We start from the raw sequence: 17607 nt of genomic DNA, 5'->3' as shown, positions 1-17607 counted from the left end.
TCAGTTCTCCAATGGGACGACCGTATGGTCCAGTGGGTGTTCGGGGGAGCCAAGGCCGCCGCGCATGCCGGGTGACCACCAGATCACCAGCCGACCGTTATCCGGTTCGGCGCGGCTGCAGGCATCGCCCTGGCAGCCCGAGCGGTTCGCGCAGCCGGCGAACACCGGCAGGCTGAGCAATAAAACGAGCAGCAGTGGCGTGCGACTCATGGCAGGGTCCTTGCGCTGGTTTGCAGAAGAGAAGGGCGCTCGCCGCCTGGCGTGCGCGTGGGTTGTTTCATGACCACGAACACTTCCGTTTCCTCGCCGGGCTCAAGCCACACCTTCGGCCAGGCGGAGGTGGCCAGGGCCCAGCGGCTGCCGCAGCTTGCCTCGTCGAAACGCAAGCGCCGCTGATCGTCGTTGCGTATCACGCCCACGGCGATGCCGTAATCGGGGCCGGCGAACCATTGGGCCCGAGCAGCGTCCAGCGATAGCCCGGGTTGCAACGCGCACAATGTGTCGGGTGAATAAGGAATCGACGCCGCTTGCTTGAACGTGGCCGGAATGTTGCCGTCGGCGAGTTGGGCGAGCACGTCGCTGACCTCGACACGACCGACGGGGCGGGTGCCGTTGCGACGCTCTTCCAGGCGGGCCATGGCGCTGTCGACCTGTTCGCGGTCAAGGGCGGAGATGTAGCGGGCCGGGTCGACCTGGTCACCGATCAGGCGAGGCGTCAGGATGAAGACCCGTTCGCGGCGACTGGTCTCGCGCGTGGTCGAGGAAAACAGCAGCGGCCCGATCAGCGGGATGCGACCCAGCCACGGCACCCGTTCGAGGTTATCGCCGGTCTCTTCGGTATGAAAACCGCCGACCACCAACGACCGGCTTTCCCCCATGACAGCCTGAGTGCTGACCACGCCCCGGCGCACGCTGGGTGTCTGCTGGCCGACTTCCGAGGGTTCGATGCGGCCGTCCTCTATGTCCAGGGACATCTGGATCTGGTTGCGGCCCCCGGTCTCGATGGCATGGGGCACGACCTGCAAGCTGGTGCCTGCCGTGATGGGCTCGATGGTGGCTACGCGCTCGCCGATGGCCGAGATGTACTCGGTCCGGCTGAAGTCGATGACCGCCGGCTGGTTCTCCAGGGTCAGTACCGATGGGTTCGCCACCACCGAGGCCAGGCCACGGCCCTCCAGGGCCCGCAGTTGCGCGGAAAAATCACCGTAGTCCTGAATGAACACCGTCGAGCTGGCGCCGGGACGAATCATCGACGCTCCACCGATCAGATCGCCGCTCTCGACGTTCCAGTTCGAGGCCAGCTCGGCCAGTTGCGTGCGGTCGATGTCGAGGATGATCGCATCGATTTCCACCAGCTTGCGCGGCACGTCCACATCGCGAATCAGCGGCGTGTAGATTTCCCGTCGCTTGGGCGCGTCGTAGATGAGCACCGCGTTGTTGCGCACATCGGCTTCGACGCGGATTTTGCCCCGGCCGCCTGCACCGCTGTTCGCGCCGGACGGTACACGGCTGGTGTTCGGACGCCCTATGCCGTTGAGTGCCAACTGCTCGATGTTACCCATGGTCATGGATTGCTGGTTCTGCATGTTCTGGAACGATGCCTGGGGCGAGGCCGTTTGCATGCCCCCGGACACGGCGCTGCGGCTCTCCAGCAAACCTTTCAGGATGCTGGCGACCCCGGGAATGACCAGTGTTTCGCCGCGGTACTTGACGTTGCGGTCGGCGGCGGTGGCATAGCGCAGCGGGAAACTGATCACCTCCTGCTTCTCTTCGGGGGTCTTGCGCACTTCGGCAAATTGCGCCACCAGGCGCACGTAGCGCTCCGGGCCGGAGACCAGGACCACGCCTTCGTCGGGTAACTCGCCCCAGCCGAAACGCGGATCCAGCAGGCCGATGTCGGTCAAGGCCTGCTTCATGTCCGGCACGGCATCGGCGGACACTTCCAGGCGCGTGGAGTCCTGGTTCTGCAAGGGGCTGACGTACAAGGTGTTGCCGTACATGAACCACTGGAAGCGATTTTCCAGACCAAGCCTGTCGAGGAACGCCTGGGGACTTTCGGCGCGCATCCGCCCGTCGACGGTGCCTTTCACCGTGCCGTCGATCACCAGCTGCACCGCAAAGGTATTGGCAAAGTCGCCGAGTACCTTGGCCAGCGGTGTGCTCTGGGCGTCGTAGGCGTAAGGCGTATTCTTCCAGTCGGTCGGTATGGCCGCCTCTGCCGGCATGCCAGCGCCAAGCGCGCCGGCCAATGCCAGTGCGACCAGCGAAGGTTTCGCCCCGCGGCGTTCGATCAACTGGCGAAGGTGTACCTTGCCTGCGGTCATCAAGCGGTACGGTGTGAGCCACCTGTTAGGCATGACGGATTCCTGTTCCGAGCAAGTGAGCGTGCGAGAGGCGTCGCGCCACGGGCGCGGCAACGGCACGTTGGTTTTTATTGAGCATGGATTGCCAGGTGTCACGCTGGTTGAGCAGTGCTTCGAGCACCTCGATCAAGTCGTCGATGTGCCCGTCCAGCGGCACTTGCGCCAGCAGCCACAACCGCCCGTCTTGTGGTGAACGGGCCAGCGCACCGGGAAATCGCGAGAGGCTTGGGTGCGCCAGCCGAAGCAGGTCTTCCAGGGCCACCTCATGGGTCACCGGAACCGTCAGCTCGACCGATGCCAGCAGGCCTTCGTCGAGTTTGCTGAACGTTGCTTCGCCATCGTCGATGACAACGGTGAAGTGCTCCGGACCATCGACGTCGGCGTTCCAGCGGGTGAGCTGTGTGCGCAGCTCATGGCATTGCATCGATGATCGCCTTGGCGAGGTTGTGATGGGCGGTGGTCTGTTGAGTGGCGGCGTTCACCGCGACGGACATGCCGTTCATGCTGGTCACGAAGGAGTGCATGTCGTCGAGCGACTGACTTTCTGCCGCGTTCATCGCAGCGTTGTTGACGTTGTCGGTCGCGCGTTGGAAGTAGGTGTCGAGGCGGCGCTGGACGGCATCGGTGGAAGACATGGGCGGTTCCTCTGGGCTGGGCATATTCACGATGTGAGTGGTGGTTATGCCGTTGGCGGTTCCGCGTAAATGAGGAAAAAAACTGACGGGGTGATGGTGGCCTTAGTATCCGGACAGGATTTCTTTGACCGGGTACATATCCGTTGCTGCGGTAACGGCTGCTTAGGGTTCCGCCCTGACGGCGGCTCACTTTTGAGAAGCGCAAAAGTAAGCAAAACGCTCTTGCCCCACCACTTGGCACCTCGCCTAGGCTCGGTGTGCCCTCACTCCGGCATTGCTCCGTGGGCCCGCCGCGAAGGGCCATCCATGGCCCAGCGCGGCTAACCCGGCATCCATGCCGGGTTGCCCACTCCACAATGCCTGCGTTCGGCCATCGTGGTTAACGGGGCGCCCGAGATCAACGTCCACCGCGAGGCGGCCTAGTAGCCGACCTGGCTCTCCCGGTCGTACACCCATCAGATATGTTTGAGCAGGACCTGTGGGAGCAAAGCTTGCTCGCGAGGCGGCCTAGTAGCCGACCTGGCTCTCCCGGTCGTACACCCATCAGATATGTTTGAGCAGGACCTGTGGGAGCAAAGCTTGCTCGCGAGGCGGCCTAGTAGCCGACCTAGTTCTTCTGGTCGTACTTCGATCCATTTGTGGGAGCGGGCTTGCTCGCGAAAGCGGTGGGTCAGCTTGCGGTGATGTGTTGTGGTTCGGGCAGGCGTAGGGCTTCGACGGCGGTGGGCCAGTCGAGCAGGTATGTGCCGCCTGGCGTTTCCAGCTTCAGTTGATGTCGTTCCATGTCGGCATCGGCCACCGGCGTCCAGGGGCGTCGGCTGTCGGTGCCCAGGCTCTGGGTCAGGTTTGCCAGGTCTTCAGGATGACAGTGAAGGGTGGCGCTGACCGGGTCGTCCTGGCGCGACGCCAGTTGGCGGACGAGTGCATCGATGCGTGCCTGCTCCGGGACCTCGTTCAACAGCGTCCCCAGCGCCTCGTTGACCACGTGTGCGGCACTCGTCTCGATCCGCTCCCACATGGCTTGGCGCTGGGATTCCCACGCGGCGAGCAAGGTTTCGGCCTTTTCCCAAAATTGTGCTTGAGCCTCGAGCACGGTCGCGTCCGCCTCTGCGCTGGCGCGTTCAAGCAATTGTGCAGCTTGCACCTGGGCCTGTTCGAGGATGACCTGTGCGCGGGCACAATCAACCAGGGTTTCGCGCGCGATGTAGGGCTGCGACAGGCCTTGGCCATCGGGGCGCAGTTCAAGCGAACGCCGAGCGAGCATCGTGTCTCTCCGTTTGGATAGGGGCCGAGGGTGCCAGGCTTTGCTCAGCCTTCCAGCAGGCGGACTGCCAAAGCGTGTTCAGCTTGGCGGCTGGCGGTTGAGGGGCGGGTGCTGATTCGATGGCGATGATTCTGTCGCGTGGGAACGCCAGGCGTGCCCGTTCCCAAGCCCGTTCGCCCAACCAGGCGTGCAGCAGCGCGAGTGGGTCCTGGTCTTGTTCGAGCCAGTGCCCTGGGCGCAGGGCTTTGGCGGTGCGCTCGCACCAGGCCCGGTCCTGCGCCGAGAGTGCCTGTGTTGCCGTTAACGGCGCGCAAGTACTCGCCACCAATTCGCAGGCAAGGGCCAAGGTCCGGGGCGTGCCGCAGAACAGCGATTGCAGCGTCGGGCTGGGTTGGGGGGGCGTGCACGGCGTCATCCCGAAGCTGCGGGCAAGCGCGGCATGCTGCCCCCGGGCGAGGGTGTCGATCTGTGGCGCGGTCAGCAGGCAAAGCGCCGACGAATACCAGCCCCGGTCTGCTTCGCGCCACGCGAGGCTCCACCAGCGAACCCATGCAATCTCCGCCGTCATGCGGCGGTCCCGTTACTGTCGGGTTTGGTCCCCGGGTTTTTCACGGCGAACAGCCCGGGTGTCGCGCTGCTTTGGGGGGCGGTCGGCGCCCCGGCTGGCTTGGCGAGCGAGTGGTCGAGAAAACGTGGCAGCACCAACACGCCCTGACGCCATAGCCGGTAGAGTCCATACAAGACACCCATCAGGATGGCGAGCAAGGTGATGCTTACCGTCACGGTCACCGCTCGCCAATAGCCGATTTCATCGGCCTGCATGAGGAACGGTCCGAAATACGCCATCTTGCGCCGTTCCTGATACGGCGCGGCGGGAACGAAAACCACCGATAACTTGGTCGGGTTCTGGGTGGCGTCGGCCATGCCGGGAATCCCACTGGCGACCAGATTGCGCACGCGCGGGGTAATGCTGTCGGGGTCCAGGGCATTGGTGTGCTTGATAAACACCGAGGCCGATGCGGGCTGGACCGGCTCACCCGGGGCCACCCGTTCCGGCAGGACCACATGGACCCGGGCGAGCACCACGCCATCTATTTGTGACAGCGTCGATTCGAGCTCCTGGGACAGCGCATAGATGTAGCGGGCACGCTCTTCCATCGGCGTGGAAATGACCCCTTCCTTGCGGAAGATCTCCCCCAGGCTGGAACGTGAGCGACGCGGCAGGCCAGCGGCTTCGAGTACCTGGACGGCGCTGTTCATGTCGGCAGGCTCGACCAGCACGGTCAGCCCCTCTTTGTCGACTTGCTTGCTCGCCTCCACGTTCTTGTTCGCCAGCTCGGCGATCACTTCGTTGGCATCCTGCTCGGAAAGATGGCTGTGCAACGCCGTCTGTTCGTCGCAACCGGTGAGCAGCAGGCACAGCAACAGTGTTGAGAACGCGCGCATGGACATGACCGGCCTTCCCTTTACTGAAGATTGGTGAGCTTCTCGATGGCCTGGGAGCCTTTGCTGACCACTTTCGCGGTCATCAGGCTTTCCAGGTGGAAGGACGACAGTGAGCGGTTCGACTGCAACATGTCCTGCGGGTCGGCGGTGCGGATAGCCTTGAGCATGTCTCGGTTGGCGCGGTCGTCCAGGCGCTGCAGTTCACCGGAGCGGCTCGACAGCGAGTCAATGATGCGTGCCGCGACGTTGTTTTCGCTGTCCGGGGCGGGGGCTTTTTCGCGCATTTGTGCGTTGAACCAACTGACATCACTGGTCTCGGCGCTCGCTTGTGGCCTGGCGCTCGTTTTGGCGGAAGTGGAGGCGAGGTTGCTGGGGTCGATGGCGTGTATGTCCACGGAATGTCTCCTGTTTCAAAGGTCGGTTTGAAAACTCAAAGGTCGGGTGCCTTCAGGCGCACATCAGCCTCAAGACGTTGCGAGCGCTACCGGTGACGCTCAGGTGAAACTCGATTTCCTCCCGGTTGCGCCGGGCACGCTGGCGCAGCGGGGGCTGCTGGCCGGCCAGGCGGGCGAGGGCGAAGTCCAGCTCTTCCAGGGCAAGCTGGAACAACCGGGTTTCGCGAGCATCCAGCGCTGTGCCACGGGCAATGCGTTCGGTCCATGTCCAGCGTTCTGCGTCGAGGGTCGCCGGTGGGGGATAGCGCGCCGGGTGCTGGTCCATGAAGGCGGCGATCTCGAACAACAGGTCCTGGTCGTCCGGTTCATACCGCGCCTGCCCGTCGCCTTCGTCGATGTCCAGCAGCGTCAGCAGTTTCCTGCGGCCCAGGACCGCGATGATCTTGAGCAGCAGCGACAGGCTCGCGTCATGACGACTGCGCCGCGTGGCGTGGTCGCCCTCCATCTCCCAGGCGCCGAACAGCGCGCCACAGAAGGGGTTGTTGGCGCTGCCGAAATCGCTTTGGCTGTCGACATCGTTGTCACCGATGGGCTGCCGACGATGGGCGAACATCTGCGCCAGATCGTTGAACAGGTCTTCGTTGGAATAGGCGTCATCGATATCGACGTCGAGATTGGAGCCGGTGCCGCTGTTGATCTCTTCCAGGATGTCTTCCAGCACCAGGCGCAAAGGGTCTTCGGTCTCTGCGGCAAATCTGTCCTGGGGGCTCGGCCAGCCAGACCGGGACTGTCCGCCCGTCGAACCCTTTTCGTTGCCCCACTGGACGAGCGACTCCCTCAACCGGTCGCCGGCTCCATGCAGCGCCAAGTGCAGGCCTGGTGGAGTCGGTGCAGGACGCAGCGTGGGCTCGTCATGGGACAGGTCTCTGAGAGCTCGAAGGCTGTCTGGCAAGTCGATGTGCATAGGGCCTCCTCGCATCGCGCTTGAGGTTACCCCGCCGGAGCGGGGCTGCAGCGAGAGGTCAGAATCGTATGTTTTTCGAGGCTTCCCCCATGGCGGTAATGGCTTTGGTTGCGGTGTCCATCGACCCTGCCGCGATTGCGTTCATGGTGTCGGCGACCAGTTTTTTCTGGTCGAATTGGGATTTCATGGTTGTCATCGCAGCCGAGGTCGCGTCCATCTGCTGCATGGCAGCCGTGGAAGCGGCGAGAGAAGCTCCACCAAAACTCATAGTCGTATCTCCGGGTTGTGGAATGGCGAGACGATCGTGAACGTCTCGATGGTTAAGTGGCGACCGTTGTGTAAACGGTTCCACCAATCCCACTCAACTCGTCGATATTTGCAGGCACTTCATCCGGTAATACAGCGTGCGCCGGGCGATACCCAGTTCGGCGATGACCTTGTCGATGCAGTGATGGTGGCGGCGCATGCAGTCCTCGATGAGGATTTTTTCGAACTGCTGCAGGTGTTCTTTCAACTTGAGCGTCGAGCTGTTGTGTTCCAGTTGCTCGGCGCGGGGCAGTGCCGGCAAGCCGAGCACGTATCGCTTGGCGGCGGACTGCAGTTCGCGGATGTTGCCTGGCCAGGCGTAGCCGAGCAGTTGGCGCAACAGTGCTGGCGACGGCGCGACGTAGGGCCGGTCGAGTGCCTGGGCCTCCCGGCGCACCAGCGACTGGAACAGCGGCACGATGCGCTCCTTGCGGCTGCGCAGTGGGGGCAGCTTGAGGCTGATGATGTTCAGGCGAAAATAAAGGTCCCGGCGAAATTCGCCACGTTCGACCATTTCTCCCAGCGGGCACTGGGCGGAGGCGATCACCCGCATGTTCACCGGGATGTTCTGGGTCGAGCCCAGGCGCTGGACCGTCCTGGATTCCAGGACCCGCAGCAGTTTGGCTTGCAGAGTCAACGGCATGCTGTCGATTTCGTCCAGGTACAGCGTGCCGTTATGCGCGGCTTCGACGAACCCCGCGCGATTTTGGCTGGCCCCGGTAAACGCGCCGGTGTTGGCCCCGAAAAGCTGGCTCTCGGCGAGGCTTTCGGGAATGGCGGCGCAGTTGATGGCAACGAACTTGCCGGAGCAGCCGGACATGCGATGGATCTTTTCTGCCAGCGTGTCTTTACCGGTACCCGTCTCGCCGCGCAGCAACACGTCGATCATCAGCGGAGCGACGCTTTGGACGAACGCCTCGAGGTTGAGGGCATCTTCTTTATAGGGATTGGAAAGTGCAGCGCATAGCAGCTTTTGCATCACTGACGATTCCATTTCTTGTTTGGTTAGAAGGGTCGACAAGTTGAACGATGAAAAGGCGTGTGACACTTCCTCTAGTTAGCGCCGCCGCGCGACTGCACGGGTAATGAACATTTTGCTGGTCACGAGGTTTAGAGAAGAGATTAAAAAAAAGTTCATGCTGGCACCGCCGCTGTTAATCGATTCAGCTAAACGGTCAGCCGGGCTCAAATGCCCTGCACAAGCCGTCTGGCATGGGGCACAGGCCGAAAAGGATCGGTAATGGCGTCGTTTGGAAAAATTGGATCCGACAAACGGTTCAGCCCAGGCCCTTACTTTGAGCAAGAACTCTAAAAGCAAACACTCGGCATAACTTAGTGGCATCAGCCTAGAGGCGGTTGGCAATACGTGTTGTAGTTAATTCGTCAGTTTGAAACCGACCATGGGCAATAACAGCCCACCGCTAATGTGTGAGTCGCATCAACTTCCCGGCCGGCACTCAATGCCTCGAGAATCGGCTCGATGAAGCTGTTGCTCGAGTTGCAGGTCAGGCCTTCGCTGTAGGGGCCGAAGTACGCCAGTTTGCCGCTGCGATCCCAGATCGCCACGGCCGGGCTGGCGGGAATCTGGCTCGAGCCGGGGAGCGTCGGGAGGGTTTTCAAGTGGCTCAACGTGGCCGGCAGCCGACCTTGGCTGCCGGCTTTTTGTACCGCATAAAACTCGACGCCTTGCGGCACATATTTATCGACCAGCTCGGCAAGGTGTTGTTGGTTGCCGACGTTGCACGGGCACGCCGGGTCCCAGAAATGCACCAGGCGAATGGCGCCGGGGCCGGCCAGATCGGCAGGCAGGCGCAGCGGGTCGCCGGAAAACACCACGGTGTGTTGGCTGAAAGCCCGCAGGAAACGGCCTTGGAACCAGTCATAGGCCATCCACAATACGACGGCGCATCCGAGGGCGAGCAGGCTGGCGAGCAAGGTCGTGCGGTGGGACGGGCGCATGGAGTCGATCCTCTGAGGCCGCGTAGCTTGCCATGCCTGCCGCGACAGATGAATATCGCAGGCCTACAAAGTCTGTTTCGCGCGATGCGCCTATGCCTGGAAATCTTGATGCCTGCCACTTTCGACCCCGATCTCCTGCGTGCCAGCCTGCAACCGCTGGCCCAGTGGCAAGCCCTGTCCGAGCAAGCCCAGGCCTACCAGCGGTTCTATGGCCTGGACTTTCCCCAGCGCAGCGTGCGCAAGGGATTGGGGCGTTTCGAGGTGGGTGGGTATGAGTTGGTCAGCCAGGTCTGGTGGCCGGAAAAAGCCGTGGCGACCTTGTTTGTGTTCCACGGCTACTACGATCACATGGGGCTGTACCGGCACTTGATCGAATGGGCCCTGGAGCAGAAATTCGCGGTGATCGCCTGTGACCTGCCGGGCCATGGCCTGTCCAGTGGCGAACGCGCCAGCATCGAGGATTTCGCCGAATACCAGGCCGCGCTGCAAGGCCTGTTGGCCGAGGCCGGGACGCTGGACCTGCCGCAACCCTGGCATCTGTGTGGGCAAAGCACCGGCGGGGCGATCGTCGTCGATCACGTGCTCAACCAGGGCGCGCAGAGCCCGGCCCAGGGGCAGGTCATCCTGCTGTCACCGTTGGTGCGGCCGCGGGCCTGGGGCTGGTCGCGCTTGAGTTATTACCTGCTCAAGCCCTTCGTGACCGGTATTGCCCGGCGTTTCAGCGAGAACTCTACCGACCCGCAATTCCTGTCATTCCTGCAAGCCGATCCGTTGCAACCGCTGCGCCTGCCCACCGCGTGGGTGGGCGCGCTGGGGCAATGGATCAAGCGTATCGAAGCCGCCCCGAGCAGCCCGCGCCAGCCATTGATCGTGCAGGGACAGGCGGACATGACGGTGGATTGGGCGCACAACCTGCAAGTGCTGCGCAGCAAGTTCGACCGGCCGCAGGTGTTGATGTTGCCTGAAGGGCGGCATCACCTGGCGAACGAGGCGCTGGCGATGCGGCAGGAGATGTTTGGGTTCTTGAGCAAGCGGATGAGCAGGATCCGGCGGTGACTGGGCTATTGCTATCGCGAGCAGGCTCGCTCCCACACTGGATCTTAATCGATCACAAAACCTGAGTTCATCCAAATACCCTGTGGGAGCGAGCCTGCTCGCGATAGCGGTCTCAAGGACACTGAAGAGCTACTGCCCGAGATTCTGCCCCACCGCCAACCCCGCCCGAATCGCCGCCAGGGCCGCTTGATAATAAGCCTGGCCCTCGGTCGATTCGGCGAAGGTGGCGAATTCTTCCAGCTCGGTATCCGTGAGGTCACGGTAGACGTACAACAGCGTGTTGTTCAGGTCCGCGCCGATCTGTTCCATTAACCGTTGGCGTTGTCCATTCAACATGCCCTGGGCCTGGCCGGCCCCCAAGAGCCCCGGGATCATCGAACTCAGGCTGTCGGCCGCCACGCCAGCGATCGCCAGGCTGACCTCGGCGCCGGCCTCGCGGGCGGGCAGGGCCTGGGCCAGGTGGCCGATGATCAACAGGCGGTTGTCGCTGGCTGGCATCTTCGGCAGGCCCTTGGCGTTTTTCGCCAATTGATCACGCCGGGTCGCCAGCAACTCAGCTGCCACGACTTTGCGGCCCAAAGGCGATTGGAAGAAGCTCAGGGCCGGCTGAGGGTCACGCAGATTCTTGCGCATTTGCGCCTCGGCCCGCTGGTCCATGGCCCGGGGGGCGAAACGTTGATTGCTGTTGTTCACCAGCGCCTGGAACACCGCCGGCGGCAGGCTGCTCTGATAGCGCTGCTGGGCGGCGCTCAAGGCATCACTGAAATGCGCGCGCTGTTCCGGCCAGCCGGCGACCTTGTACAACTGGTCGTAGCTGTCTGCCCAGGCGGGCAAAACGCAGAACATCAACAGTGAGAAAAGCAAACGGCGCATAGGGACTCCTGTCAGCAGCCGACTATTCTCCGTGGGGTGTGGGGTCTTGTCGAGAATTCGTATCAAGTTCGTACGGCGGTGCAATTTGACGCAGCGAACCGACACAGCGAACCCGCTGCGTGGCGCTGTCGGTTTTGCAGGCACAGGCATACTATGCGCGCCATGCAAATACCTTCTGATCACCCGCTGCTGTTACGTATCGTCGACGACTTGGCCGAGCGCGGCTGGTCGCAGCAGAACCTCTTCCTGCCGGAGGCGCTGACCCGCGCCTTGGCGGCCGAATGCCGCCAGCGCGCCGCCGAGGGCGAACTGGCCCCGGCAGCGGTCGGGCGCGGGCCGTTCTCGGAGATCCGCGAAGGGATCCGGGGTGATCACATCCAGTGGATCGAAGCCGGCCAGGCGCAAGCCTGCGACCATTACCTGGGGCTGATGGACAGCCTGCGCGAAGCGATGAATCGCGGGTTGTTCCTGGGCCTGGAAGACTTCGAAAGTCACTTTGCCCTCTACCCACCCGGCGCGTTTTACCTCAAGCACGTCGACCGCTTCCGCGATGACGACCGCCGCATGGTGTCGGCGGTGCTCTACCTTAATGACGACTGGTTGCCGGAACACGGCGGCCAGTTGCGCATGTACCTGGACGAAAACCTGGAGCAGGACGTGGTGCCCATTGGCGGTTGCCTGGTGGTGTTCCTGTCGGGGGACATCCCCCACGAAGTACTGCCGGCCACGCGAGATCGCCTGTCCTTGACCGGTTGGTTCCGCCGTCGCGGCAACGAGTTGTTCTGACGATGGAAAAGATCCTGGTCAGTCGCTGCCTGCTCGGGCATCGCGTGCGTTACGACGGCGGTGCCAGCGGGCCGTTCGATCAACTTCAGCAGTGGCTCGACGAAGGCCGGATCGTGCCGCTGTGCCCGGAAGTCGCCGGCGGCTTGCCTACGCCTCGGGCGGCGGCGGAGATTCCTGGCGGGCAGGGCGGGCAAGTGCTCGACGGCCAGGCAGCGGTCATCACCACCGATGGCGAAGAGGTGAGTGCGCAGTTCCTGTCAGGCGCCTATCAAGCGCTGGAACGGGTGCGTGAACACGGCATCCGCATCGCCGTGCTCAAGGCCAACAGCCCGTCGTGCGGCAACCTGTTGACCTATGACGGAACGTTCAGCGGTGTGAAGGTCAGCGGCGAAGGCGTGACGGCGGCGTTGCTCAAGCGCCATGGCGTGAAGGTGTTCAGTGAGCTGGAGTTGCCTGAAGCGGCGGCGGCCCTCAAGGCCTTGAACAGCGAGTAACCTTGAGCCGCGCAGTTCTCAGCGGCAAGGAACTCTCTGTGGGAGCAAGGCTTGCCCGCGATACAGACGCCTCGGTCTCTGAAGGACCGCATCGATTTCATCGCGGGCAAGCCTTGCTCCCACAAAGTCTCTTGTTGCAGGGGTTATAGCTGCTCAGCCAACTGCTCAATCAGCTCCTGGCGTTCTGCCTGGCTCAATCGCGGTTGAGTATTCAGGGATGACCATTGCGGGTGCGCCCGCGCCTTGTTCAAGGCTTCGGGCAGCTTGCCCTCGCGCCAGGTCTTGTCCTGGGGCGTGGCGATGCGGATGCTGTCCAGCGCCGCATGGCCGCGCTGGTTGAGGGCTTGCAGCAGTTGGCGTTGGCGCAGGGCCAACAGGCGCAGCACGCTGTCGTCCACCGTCAACTCCCGTTGCCCCTTGAGTTTGCCCATCAGCCGGCTGCCGTAGCTGCGGGCGGTTTGCAGGGTGCCACCGACAATGGCCCCGGCCAGGGCGGCGGCGCCAAGGGTCAGGCCGCCCACCAGCAAATCCACGCCGGCCCCGGCCGCTGCGCCCGCCGCGATCCCGCCGCCGACGCGTACGCCCAGTTGCTTGAGGGTCTCGGGGTTGAACAGGTCATCGCCCCAGCGCCCGTCGAGCAGCGGCAGATCGCTGGCGGCGGCGTCCTGGGGACGGAACGCGTAGAGCTTGAGCAGGGCCTCGACGCAGCGCTGCTCGCGCTGACGCACTGCGCTGCGCAGTTCGCTAATGGCTTCGCGTTCCAGTTCGGTGTCGCTGGCGACGCTGCGTCGGCAGGCGGCGCAGTCGATCAGCAGTTCGGCGATCAAGCGCGCCGCGCTCTGCTGGCGGGCCAGGCGTTGGGCCTGTTGGTCGGCGACCAGGCGTTCCAGTTGCCCACGGGCGCTTTCCAGCAACAGCGCGAGGCTCTCATACAGGCGTCGCTCGCCGTCCTCGGGTGGGGCGACGCTGTCAAAGCGTACCAGGGCGTGCAGCCCCAATCGCGCCAGGGCTTCGCGCCAGTCGGGCTCGCGATGGTGGGCGCTGCTGACGAAATTCAACACCGGCAGCAGCGGCTTGCCACAACTGGCGAGGACTTCCAATTCATCGCGGTACTTGGCCAGCACCGGCTCCCGGGCGTCGATCACATAAAGCCCGGCGTCGCTGGCGAGCAGTTGCCGCAGCACTTTGGCTTCCTGTTCGAAGCGTTGCCGCGCCTCGCTGCCCTCAAGGAAACGGGTCAGGCGCGCCGGGCCGTCCAGGCGTTCGCCCGGACGCTCCAGGCGCTCGAGGTAATCGAGCAGGGCGATGGCGTCCTCCAGGCCCGGCGTGTCGTACAGCTCCAGCAGCGCTTCGCCATCCACCGACAGGCGCGCACCCTCGACATGCCGGGTGGTGCTCGGGCGATGGGACACTTCGCCGAAGCCGACGTCGCGGGTCAAGGTACGCAGCAGCGAGGTCTTGCCGACATTGGTGTGGCCGACCACCGCCAGCTTCAGCGGCTTGATGGGTTCAGTCATGGCCGGTCTCCAGCCAGTTCAAGGGTATGCAGTCGGCGAAGGGCAACTGCAACTGTTGCAGCGCGGTGTGCCAGTCGCCCAGGCGCTCGGCGTCCAGCGCTTCGCCGGGCGGCGCCTGCAACAGCCAGATGCGGGTGGCACTGGCGCTGCGGGCCAGTTCGGCGATCAGTGCCAGGCTGCCGCGATCCGGTGAACGGCGTGGGTCGCAGGCAATCGCCAGGCGTGCCGGCGGAAAGCGCGACAGTTGTTCGAGGAGTTTGTGGCGCGACTCGCGGCTGTCGAGGATGCCGGCGCTTTTCACGGTTTCGGGCAGCTTGGGCGGCCAGGGTCGATCGTCCAGTTCGATTGCCACCAGCAGCGCGCCGTCGCTGTCCATTGCACTGACAGTATTTTCGATGGGATGCAATTGCGCGGGGGCGGCGTCGTTGACGCCCAGTCGCTCGCTGCTGGGCATCAGCCGTTCACGCAATTGGGCGTAGCCCGGCAGGTTCAAGTCCAGGCGCAGGGAGGCGCGGCCGCGCCGCCAGCGCCACAGGCACAGCAGCGCCAGGCCCAGGCGCGGCAACAGGCCATAGACCAGCAGTACGCCGACCAGCCAGGCGGCCCAGGCCTGGCGGGCGCTTTCGATGTTCAGAGCGGCGTCGCCACTGGCGCGGATCATGTCCACCGTTGGCACGCTGAAGCCCAGCAGCGCCGGCAGCGCGCCGAGGGCCTGGGTCATGGCGACGAAGGTCTCGCCGCCCAGGAGGGTGGTTTCCCAGACGAAGCCATAGCGCCGGGTCGCCATCAGCAGCAGGACGATGACCAGCGCACTGAGCATCGCCAGCAGCCACAGACCATTGACCAACACGCCGAGGGCCCAGCGATTGAGTTTGTGCCGTTGCAGCAACAGCAGCAGGGCCGGTGCCAGCTGGGCGGCCTTGGCGTCGCGGGCGAGTTTTTCGCTGAGCCACAGCCACAGGCGTCCCAGCGTGGCACCTTGCTCGCCAGCGAACATCAGGCCCAGGGCCCAGCCGCTGAGCAGGATCAGGTTCAGCCCCAACAGACTGCCCAAGGCCCAGAAGACATTGACCGGCGTTTGCCCGTCGCCGAGTGCGGCAAAGCCCAGGCCGGCGCCGCTGATGATAGCGAGCAACGCCAATGCGACCAGCGCCAGGCGCGCCCCTTGCAGCCAATGGCGCAGGGCCTCGGTGAGGCCATCGCGTTCGGCCAGCCAGCGGGCGCGGTGGCGGATGCGCGTGGCCAAGTCGCCGCCGGCCGCACGGGCCAGGCGATTGGCTTCCTGGTCCTCGAGCGGGCCGGCGTGTTCTTCACGCAGGCGTATTGTCTCGGTCAACCAGAGGTTCTGCAGTACTGTCACGAGTGCTTCCGTTGCTCGAATGAGGGTTGAGCATAACCGCTGTGATGCCTGTCGGGGTACGCCGAGCCTCTGGTATCCTCGCGGCCATGAACAAAACTCTCCCCTTAAGCCTGATCGCAGCCCTCGGTGAAAACCGTGTGATCGGCGTCGACAACAGCATGCCCTGGCACCTGCCGGGGGATTTCAAATACTTCAAGGCCACCACCCTGGGCAAGCCGATCATCATGGGGCGCAAGACCTGGGATTCCCTCGGTCGACCGCTGCCGGGACGCCTGAACATCGTGGTCAGTCGCCAGTCGGGCCTGGTGCTGGAGGGCGCAGAAGTGTTTTCCACCCTGGAGGCTGCGGTGGTGCGGGCCGAGGCGTGGGCACTGGAGCAGGGCGTCGACGAGTTGATGTTGATCGGCGGCGCCCAACTGTACGCCCAGGCCCTGGGGCAGGCGGATCGACTGTACCTGACCCGCGTGGCGCTGAGCCCTGAGGGTGACGCGTGGTTTCCTGAGTTCGATTCGAGCCAGTGGACGCTGGTTTCGAACCAGCCGAACCCGGCTGAAGGGGACAAGCCGGCCTACAGCTTTGAGGTGTGGGAGAAGCTGTAAGCCCTGTGGGAGCAAAGCTTGTGGGAGCAAGGCTTGCCCGCGATCCGGGCGCCTCGATCCATGGAATACCGCGTCGCTTTCATCGCGGGCAAGCCTTGCTCCCACAAGCTTTGCTCCCACAGGTATCAGGGCAATCAAGCGTGCACCAGCTCCCCATGCTCCTGCGCATCGAGCAACGCCTTGTCAGTCTGCTGCATCACCTGGCTGGTAATCGCCCCGGCGGTGATCGAGCCGCTGACGTTCAACGCCGTACGGCCCATGTCGATCAGCGGTTCGACGGAAATCAGCAAGGCGACCAGCGAGACCGGCAAGCCCATGGCCGGCAGCACGATCAGCGCGGCGAACGTCGCACCGCCACCGACCCCGGCCACCCCGGCCGAACTCAACGTCACGATCGCCACCAGCGTCGCGATCCACACCGGATCCAGCGGGTTGATGCCCACCGTCGGCGCGACCATCACCGCCAGCATGGCCGGATAAAGGCCGGCACAACCGTTCTGGCCGATGGTGGCGCCGAACGAGGCGCTGAAGCTGGCAATCGCCCGTGGAATGCCGAGGCGGCTGGTCTGGGCTTCGATACTCAATGGGATGGTGGCCGCGCTGGAGCGGCTGGTGAAGGCGAAGGTCAGCACCGGCCAGATCTTGCGGAAAAAGCGCAACGGGTTGATCCCGGCAGCGGACACCAGCAGGCCATGGACCACGAACATCAGGCCCAGCCCCAGGTACGACACCACGACAAAACTGCCGAGCTTGATGATGTCCTGCAGGTTGGAACCGGCCACCACCTTGGTCATCAGCGCCAGTACACCGTACGGCGTCAGCTTCATCACCAGGCGCACCAGGCGCGTCACCCAGCTTTGCAGGGTGTCGATGGCGTTGATCACTTTCTGGCCTTTCTCCACGTCGTCCTTGAGCAACTGCAACGCCGCGACCCCGAGGAACGCGGCGAAAATCACCACGCTGATGATCGAGGTCGGCTTGGCCCGGGCCAGGTCGGCAAAGGGGTTCTGTGGGATGAACGAAAGCAGTAATTGCGGGATGTTCAGGTCGGCGACCTTGCCGGCGTAGTCGCTCTGGATCACTTGCAGGCGCGCCAGTTCCTGGGTGCCGGCCACCAGGCCTTCGGCGGTGAGGCCGAACAGGTTGGTCAGGCCAATGCCGATCAGCGCGGCGATGGCAGTGGTGAACAGCAGCGTGCCGATGGTCAGGAAGCTGATCTTGCCCAGGGACGAGGCGTTATGCAGGCGGGCCACGGCGCTGAGGATCGAGGCGAAGACCAACGGGATCACGATCATTTGCAGCAACTGCACGTAGCCGTTGCCCACCAGGTCGAACCAGCCGATCGAGGCCTTGAGTACCGGGTTGCCGGCGCCGTAAATCGTGTGCAAGGCGAGACCGAACACCACGCCCAGTACCAATGCCAGCAGCACTTTCTTGGCCAGGCTCCAGGTGCGGTGACGGGTTTGTGCCAGGCCGAACAGCAAGGCGAGGAACACCAGAAGATTGAGGAACAGCGGCAGATTTATCAAAAGAGACTCCGATAAGACGTGCCAGTCGCCCGAAGCCGCGACTGTGAGTCGGGAAGCCTAA

Annotated in this window: 20 protein-coding genes; 4 read left to right on the top strand and 16 right to left on the bottom strand. The window is 63.7% G+C overall.

Annotation, left to right across the window (positions count from 1 at the left end):
• The 12 genes from hrpT to AD662_RS26740 form a co-directional block, all read right to left on the bottom strand.
• Positions 1-210 carry an HrpT family type III secretion system protein gene (gene hrpT, locus AD662_RS26795; protein WP_024619913.1) on the bottom strand — a complete coding sequence of 70 codons (210 nt, stop codon included), beginning with the start codon at positions 208-210 and terminating at the stop codon, positions 1-3.
• Entirely contained in the window at positions 207-2357 is a 2151-nt protein-coding gene (sctC, locus tag AD662_RS26790) for a type III secretion system outer membrane ring subunit SctC (RefSeq protein WP_053190035.1), read from the bottom strand. Before sctC ends, hrpT begins: the two co-directional genes overlap by 4 nt.
• Positions 2350-2787 carry a type III secretion system chaperone gene (locus AD662_RS26785; protein WP_053190034.1) on the bottom strand — a complete coding sequence of 146 codons (438 nt, stop codon included), beginning with the start codon at positions 2785-2787 and terminating at the stop codon, positions 2350-2352. The genes sctC and AD662_RS26785 overlap by 8 nt, the downstream gene beginning before the upstream one ends.
• Positions 2774-2998 carry a type III secretion protein gene (locus AD662_RS26780; protein ID WP_024618899.1) on the bottom strand — a complete coding sequence of 75 codons (225 nt, stop codon included), beginning with the start codon at positions 2996-2998 and terminating at the stop codon, positions 2774-2776. The genes AD662_RS26785 and AD662_RS26780 overlap by 14 nt, the downstream gene beginning before the upstream one ends.
• Before the next feature lie 670 nt (positions 2999-3668).
• Positions 3669-4262 (bottom strand): type III secretion system stator protein SctL, encoded by a 594-nt coding sequence (sctL, locus tag AD662_RS26775; protein ID WP_053190033.1) that lies wholly within the window; start codon positions 4260-4262, stop codon positions 3669-3671.
• Positions 4240-4830 (bottom strand): hypothetical protein, encoded by a 591-nt coding sequence (locus tag AD662_RS26770; RefSeq protein ID WP_053182805.1) that lies wholly within the window; start codon positions 4828-4830, stop codon positions 4240-4242. The genes sctL and AD662_RS26770 overlap by 23 nt, the downstream gene beginning before the upstream one ends.
• On the bottom strand, positions 4827-5714 hold the full coding sequence (sctJ, locus tag AD662_RS26765; RefSeq protein ID WP_053190032.1) for a type III secretion system inner membrane ring lipoprotein SctJ: 888 nt from the start codon (positions 5712-5714) through the stop codon (positions 4827-4829). Before sctJ ends, AD662_RS26770 begins: the two co-directional genes overlap by 4 nt.
• Before the next feature lie 14 nt (positions 5715-5728).
• Complete coding sequence (gene sctI, locus AD662_RS26760) at positions 5729-6103, bottom strand: type III secretion system inner rod subunit SctI (protein ID WP_018610797.1); 375 nt, start codon at positions 6101-6103, stop codon at positions 5729-5731.
• A gap of 52 nt (positions 6104-6155) precedes the next feature.
• A complete protein-coding gene (locus AD662_RS26755; protein WP_248842556.1) occupies positions 6156-6944 on the bottom strand; it encodes a harpin HrpZ family protein in 789 nt (262 codons plus the stop codon).
• 181 nt (positions 6945-7125) lie between these two features.
• Positions 7126-7335 carry a type III secretion system major pilin HrpA gene (locus AD662_RS26750; protein ID WP_003206573.1) on the bottom strand — a complete coding sequence of 70 codons (210 nt, stop codon included), beginning with the start codon at positions 7333-7335 and terminating at the stop codon, positions 7126-7128.
• Between the two features lie 93 nt (positions 7336-7428).
• Positions 7429-8352: a sigma 54-interacting transcriptional regulator gene (locus AD662_RS26745; protein ID WP_018610792.1), complete on the bottom strand. Its 924-nt coding sequence runs from the start codon at positions 8350-8352 to the stop codon at positions 7429-7431.
• A 404-nt stretch (positions 8353-8756) separates the two neighbouring features.
• Complete coding sequence (locus tag AD662_RS26740) at positions 8757-9332, bottom strand: DUF6436 domain-containing protein (protein ID WP_018610791.1); 576 nt, start codon at positions 9330-9332, stop codon at positions 8757-8759.
• 108 nt (positions 9333-9440) lie between these two features.
• On the opposite strand from AD662_RS26740, the gene bipL reads away from it, so the two are divergent.
• Positions 9441-10388, top strand: a complete 948-nt coding sequence (bipL, locus tag AD662_RS26735) for a phospholipase BipL (RefSeq protein ID WP_053182792.1) — start codon at positions 9441-9443, stop codon at positions 10386-10388.
• 129 nt (positions 10389-10517) lie between these two features.
• Here bipL and AD662_RS26730 read toward each other — a convergent pair whose 3' ends face one another.
• Positions 10518-11261, bottom strand: coding sequence for a DUF2059 domain-containing protein (locus tag AD662_RS26730; protein WP_053182789.1), 744 nt, complete (start codon positions 11259-11261; stop codon positions 10518-10520).
• A 153-nt stretch (positions 11262-11414) separates the two neighbouring features.
• Between AD662_RS26730 and AD662_RS26725 the strand changes: the two genes are divergently transcribed.
• On the top strand, positions 11415-12047 hold the full coding sequence (locus AD662_RS26725) for a 2OG-Fe(II) oxygenase (RefSeq protein ID WP_053182786.1): 633 nt from the start codon (positions 11415-11417) through the stop codon (positions 12045-12047).
• A gap of 2 nt (positions 12048-12049) precedes the next feature.
• Positions 12050-12541: a 2-thiouracil desulfurase family protein gene (locus AD662_RS26720; RefSeq protein WP_053182783.1), complete on the top strand. Its 492-nt coding sequence runs from the start codon at positions 12050-12052 to the stop codon at positions 12539-12541.
• Between the two features lie 143 nt (positions 12542-12684).
• Here AD662_RS26720 and AD662_RS26715 read toward each other — a convergent pair whose 3' ends face one another.
• The gene (locus AD662_RS26715; RefSeq protein WP_053190030.1) at positions 12685-14058 is read right to left on the bottom strand and encodes a GTPase/DUF3482 domain-containing protein; all 1374 of its coding nucleotides are present in this window, start codon (positions 14056-14058) and stop codon (positions 12685-12687) included.
• A complete protein-coding gene (locus AD662_RS26710) occupies positions 14051-15418 on the bottom strand; it encodes a DUF2868 domain-containing protein (protein ID WP_053190029.1) in 1368 nt (455 codons plus the stop codon). The genes AD662_RS26715 and AD662_RS26710 overlap by 8 nt, the downstream gene beginning before the upstream one ends.
• An 86-nt stretch (positions 15419-15504) precedes the next feature.
• Between AD662_RS26710 and AD662_RS26705 the strand changes: the two genes are divergently transcribed.
• Positions 15505-16017: a dihydrofolate reductase gene (locus AD662_RS26705; RefSeq protein ID WP_053182773.1), complete on the top strand. Its 513-nt coding sequence runs from the start codon at positions 15505-15507 to the stop codon at positions 16015-16017.
• Positions 16018-16151: 134 nt separating this feature from the next.
• On the opposite strand, the gene AD662_RS26700 is transcribed toward AD662_RS26705, so the two are convergent.
• A complete protein-coding gene (locus AD662_RS26700; protein WP_053190090.1) occupies positions 16152-17543 on the bottom strand; it encodes an L-cystine transporter in 1392 nt (463 codons plus the stop codon).
• Between the last annotated feature and the right edge of the window lie 64 nt (positions 17544-17607).

The sequence above is a fragment of the Pseudomonas kilonensis genome (assembly GCF_001269885.1).
Lineage (GTDB): Bacteria > Pseudomonadota > Gammaproteobacteria > Pseudomonadales > Pseudomonadaceae > Aquipseudomonas > Aquipseudomonas kilonensis.
This window is presented reverse-complemented; position numbering and strand designations above follow the sequence as displayed.

Coding starts and splice junctions, on each gene's coding strand:
- AD662_RS26770 (WP_053182805.1), bottom strand. CDS start 4,830: ATGACGGCGGAGATTGCATGGGTTCGCTGGTGGAGCCTCGCGTGGCGC.
- AD662_RS26740 (WP_018610791.1), bottom strand. CDS start 9,332: ATGCGCCCGTCCCACCGCACGACCTTGCTCGCCAGCCTGCTCGCCCTC.
- AD662_RS26785 (WP_053190034.1), bottom strand. CDS start 2,787: ATGCAATGCCATGAGCTGCGCACACAGCTCACCCGCTGGAACGCCGAC.
- sctJ (WP_053190032.1), bottom strand. CDS start 5,714: ATGTCCATGCGCGCGTTCTCAACACTGTTGCTGTGCCTGCTGCTCACC.
- AD662_RS26720 (WP_053182783.1), top strand. CDS start 12,050: ATGGAAAAGATCCTGGTCAGTCGCTGCCTGCTCGGGCATCGCGTGCGT.
- AD662_RS26745 (WP_018610792.1), bottom strand. CDS start 8,352: ATGCAAAAGCTGCTATGCGCTGCACTTTCCAATCCCTATAAAGAAGAT.
- AD662_RS26750 (WP_003206573.1), bottom strand. CDS start 7,335: ATGAGTTTTGGTGGAGCTTCTCTCGCCGCTTCCACGGCTGCCATGCAG.
- sctL (WP_053190033.1), bottom strand. CDS start 4,262: ATGCTCGCTCGGCGTTCGCTTGAACTGCGCCCCGATGGCCAAGGCCTG.
- AD662_RS26780 (WP_024618899.1), bottom strand. CDS start 2,998: ATGTCTTCCACCGATGCCGTCCAGCGCCGCCTCGACACCTACTTCCAA.
- AD662_RS26715 (WP_053190030.1), bottom strand. CDS start 14,058: ATGACTGAACCCATCAAGCCGCTGAAGCTGGCGGTGGTCGGCCACACC.
- sctC (WP_053190035.1), bottom strand. CDS start 2,357: ATGCCTAACAGGTGGCTCACACCGTACCGCTTGATGACCGCAGGCAAG.
- hrpT (WP_024619913.1), bottom strand. CDS start 210: ATGAGTCGCACGCCACTGCTGCTCGTTTTATTGCTCAGCCTGCCGGTG.
- AD662_RS26730 (WP_053182789.1), bottom strand. CDS start 11,261: ATGCGCCGTTTGCTTTTCTCACTGTTGATGTTCTGCGTTTTGCCCGCC.
- AD662_RS26725 (WP_053182786.1), top strand. CDS start 11,415: ATGCGCGCCATGCAAATACCTTCTGATCACCCGCTGCTGTTACGTATC.
- AD662_RS26705 (WP_053182773.1), top strand. CDS start 15,505: ATGAACAAAACTCTCCCCTTAAGCCTGATCGCAGCCCTCGGTGAAAAC.
- bipL (WP_053182792.1), top strand. CDS start 9,441: ATGCCTGCCACTTTCGACCCCGATCTCCTGCGTGCCAGCCTGCAACCG.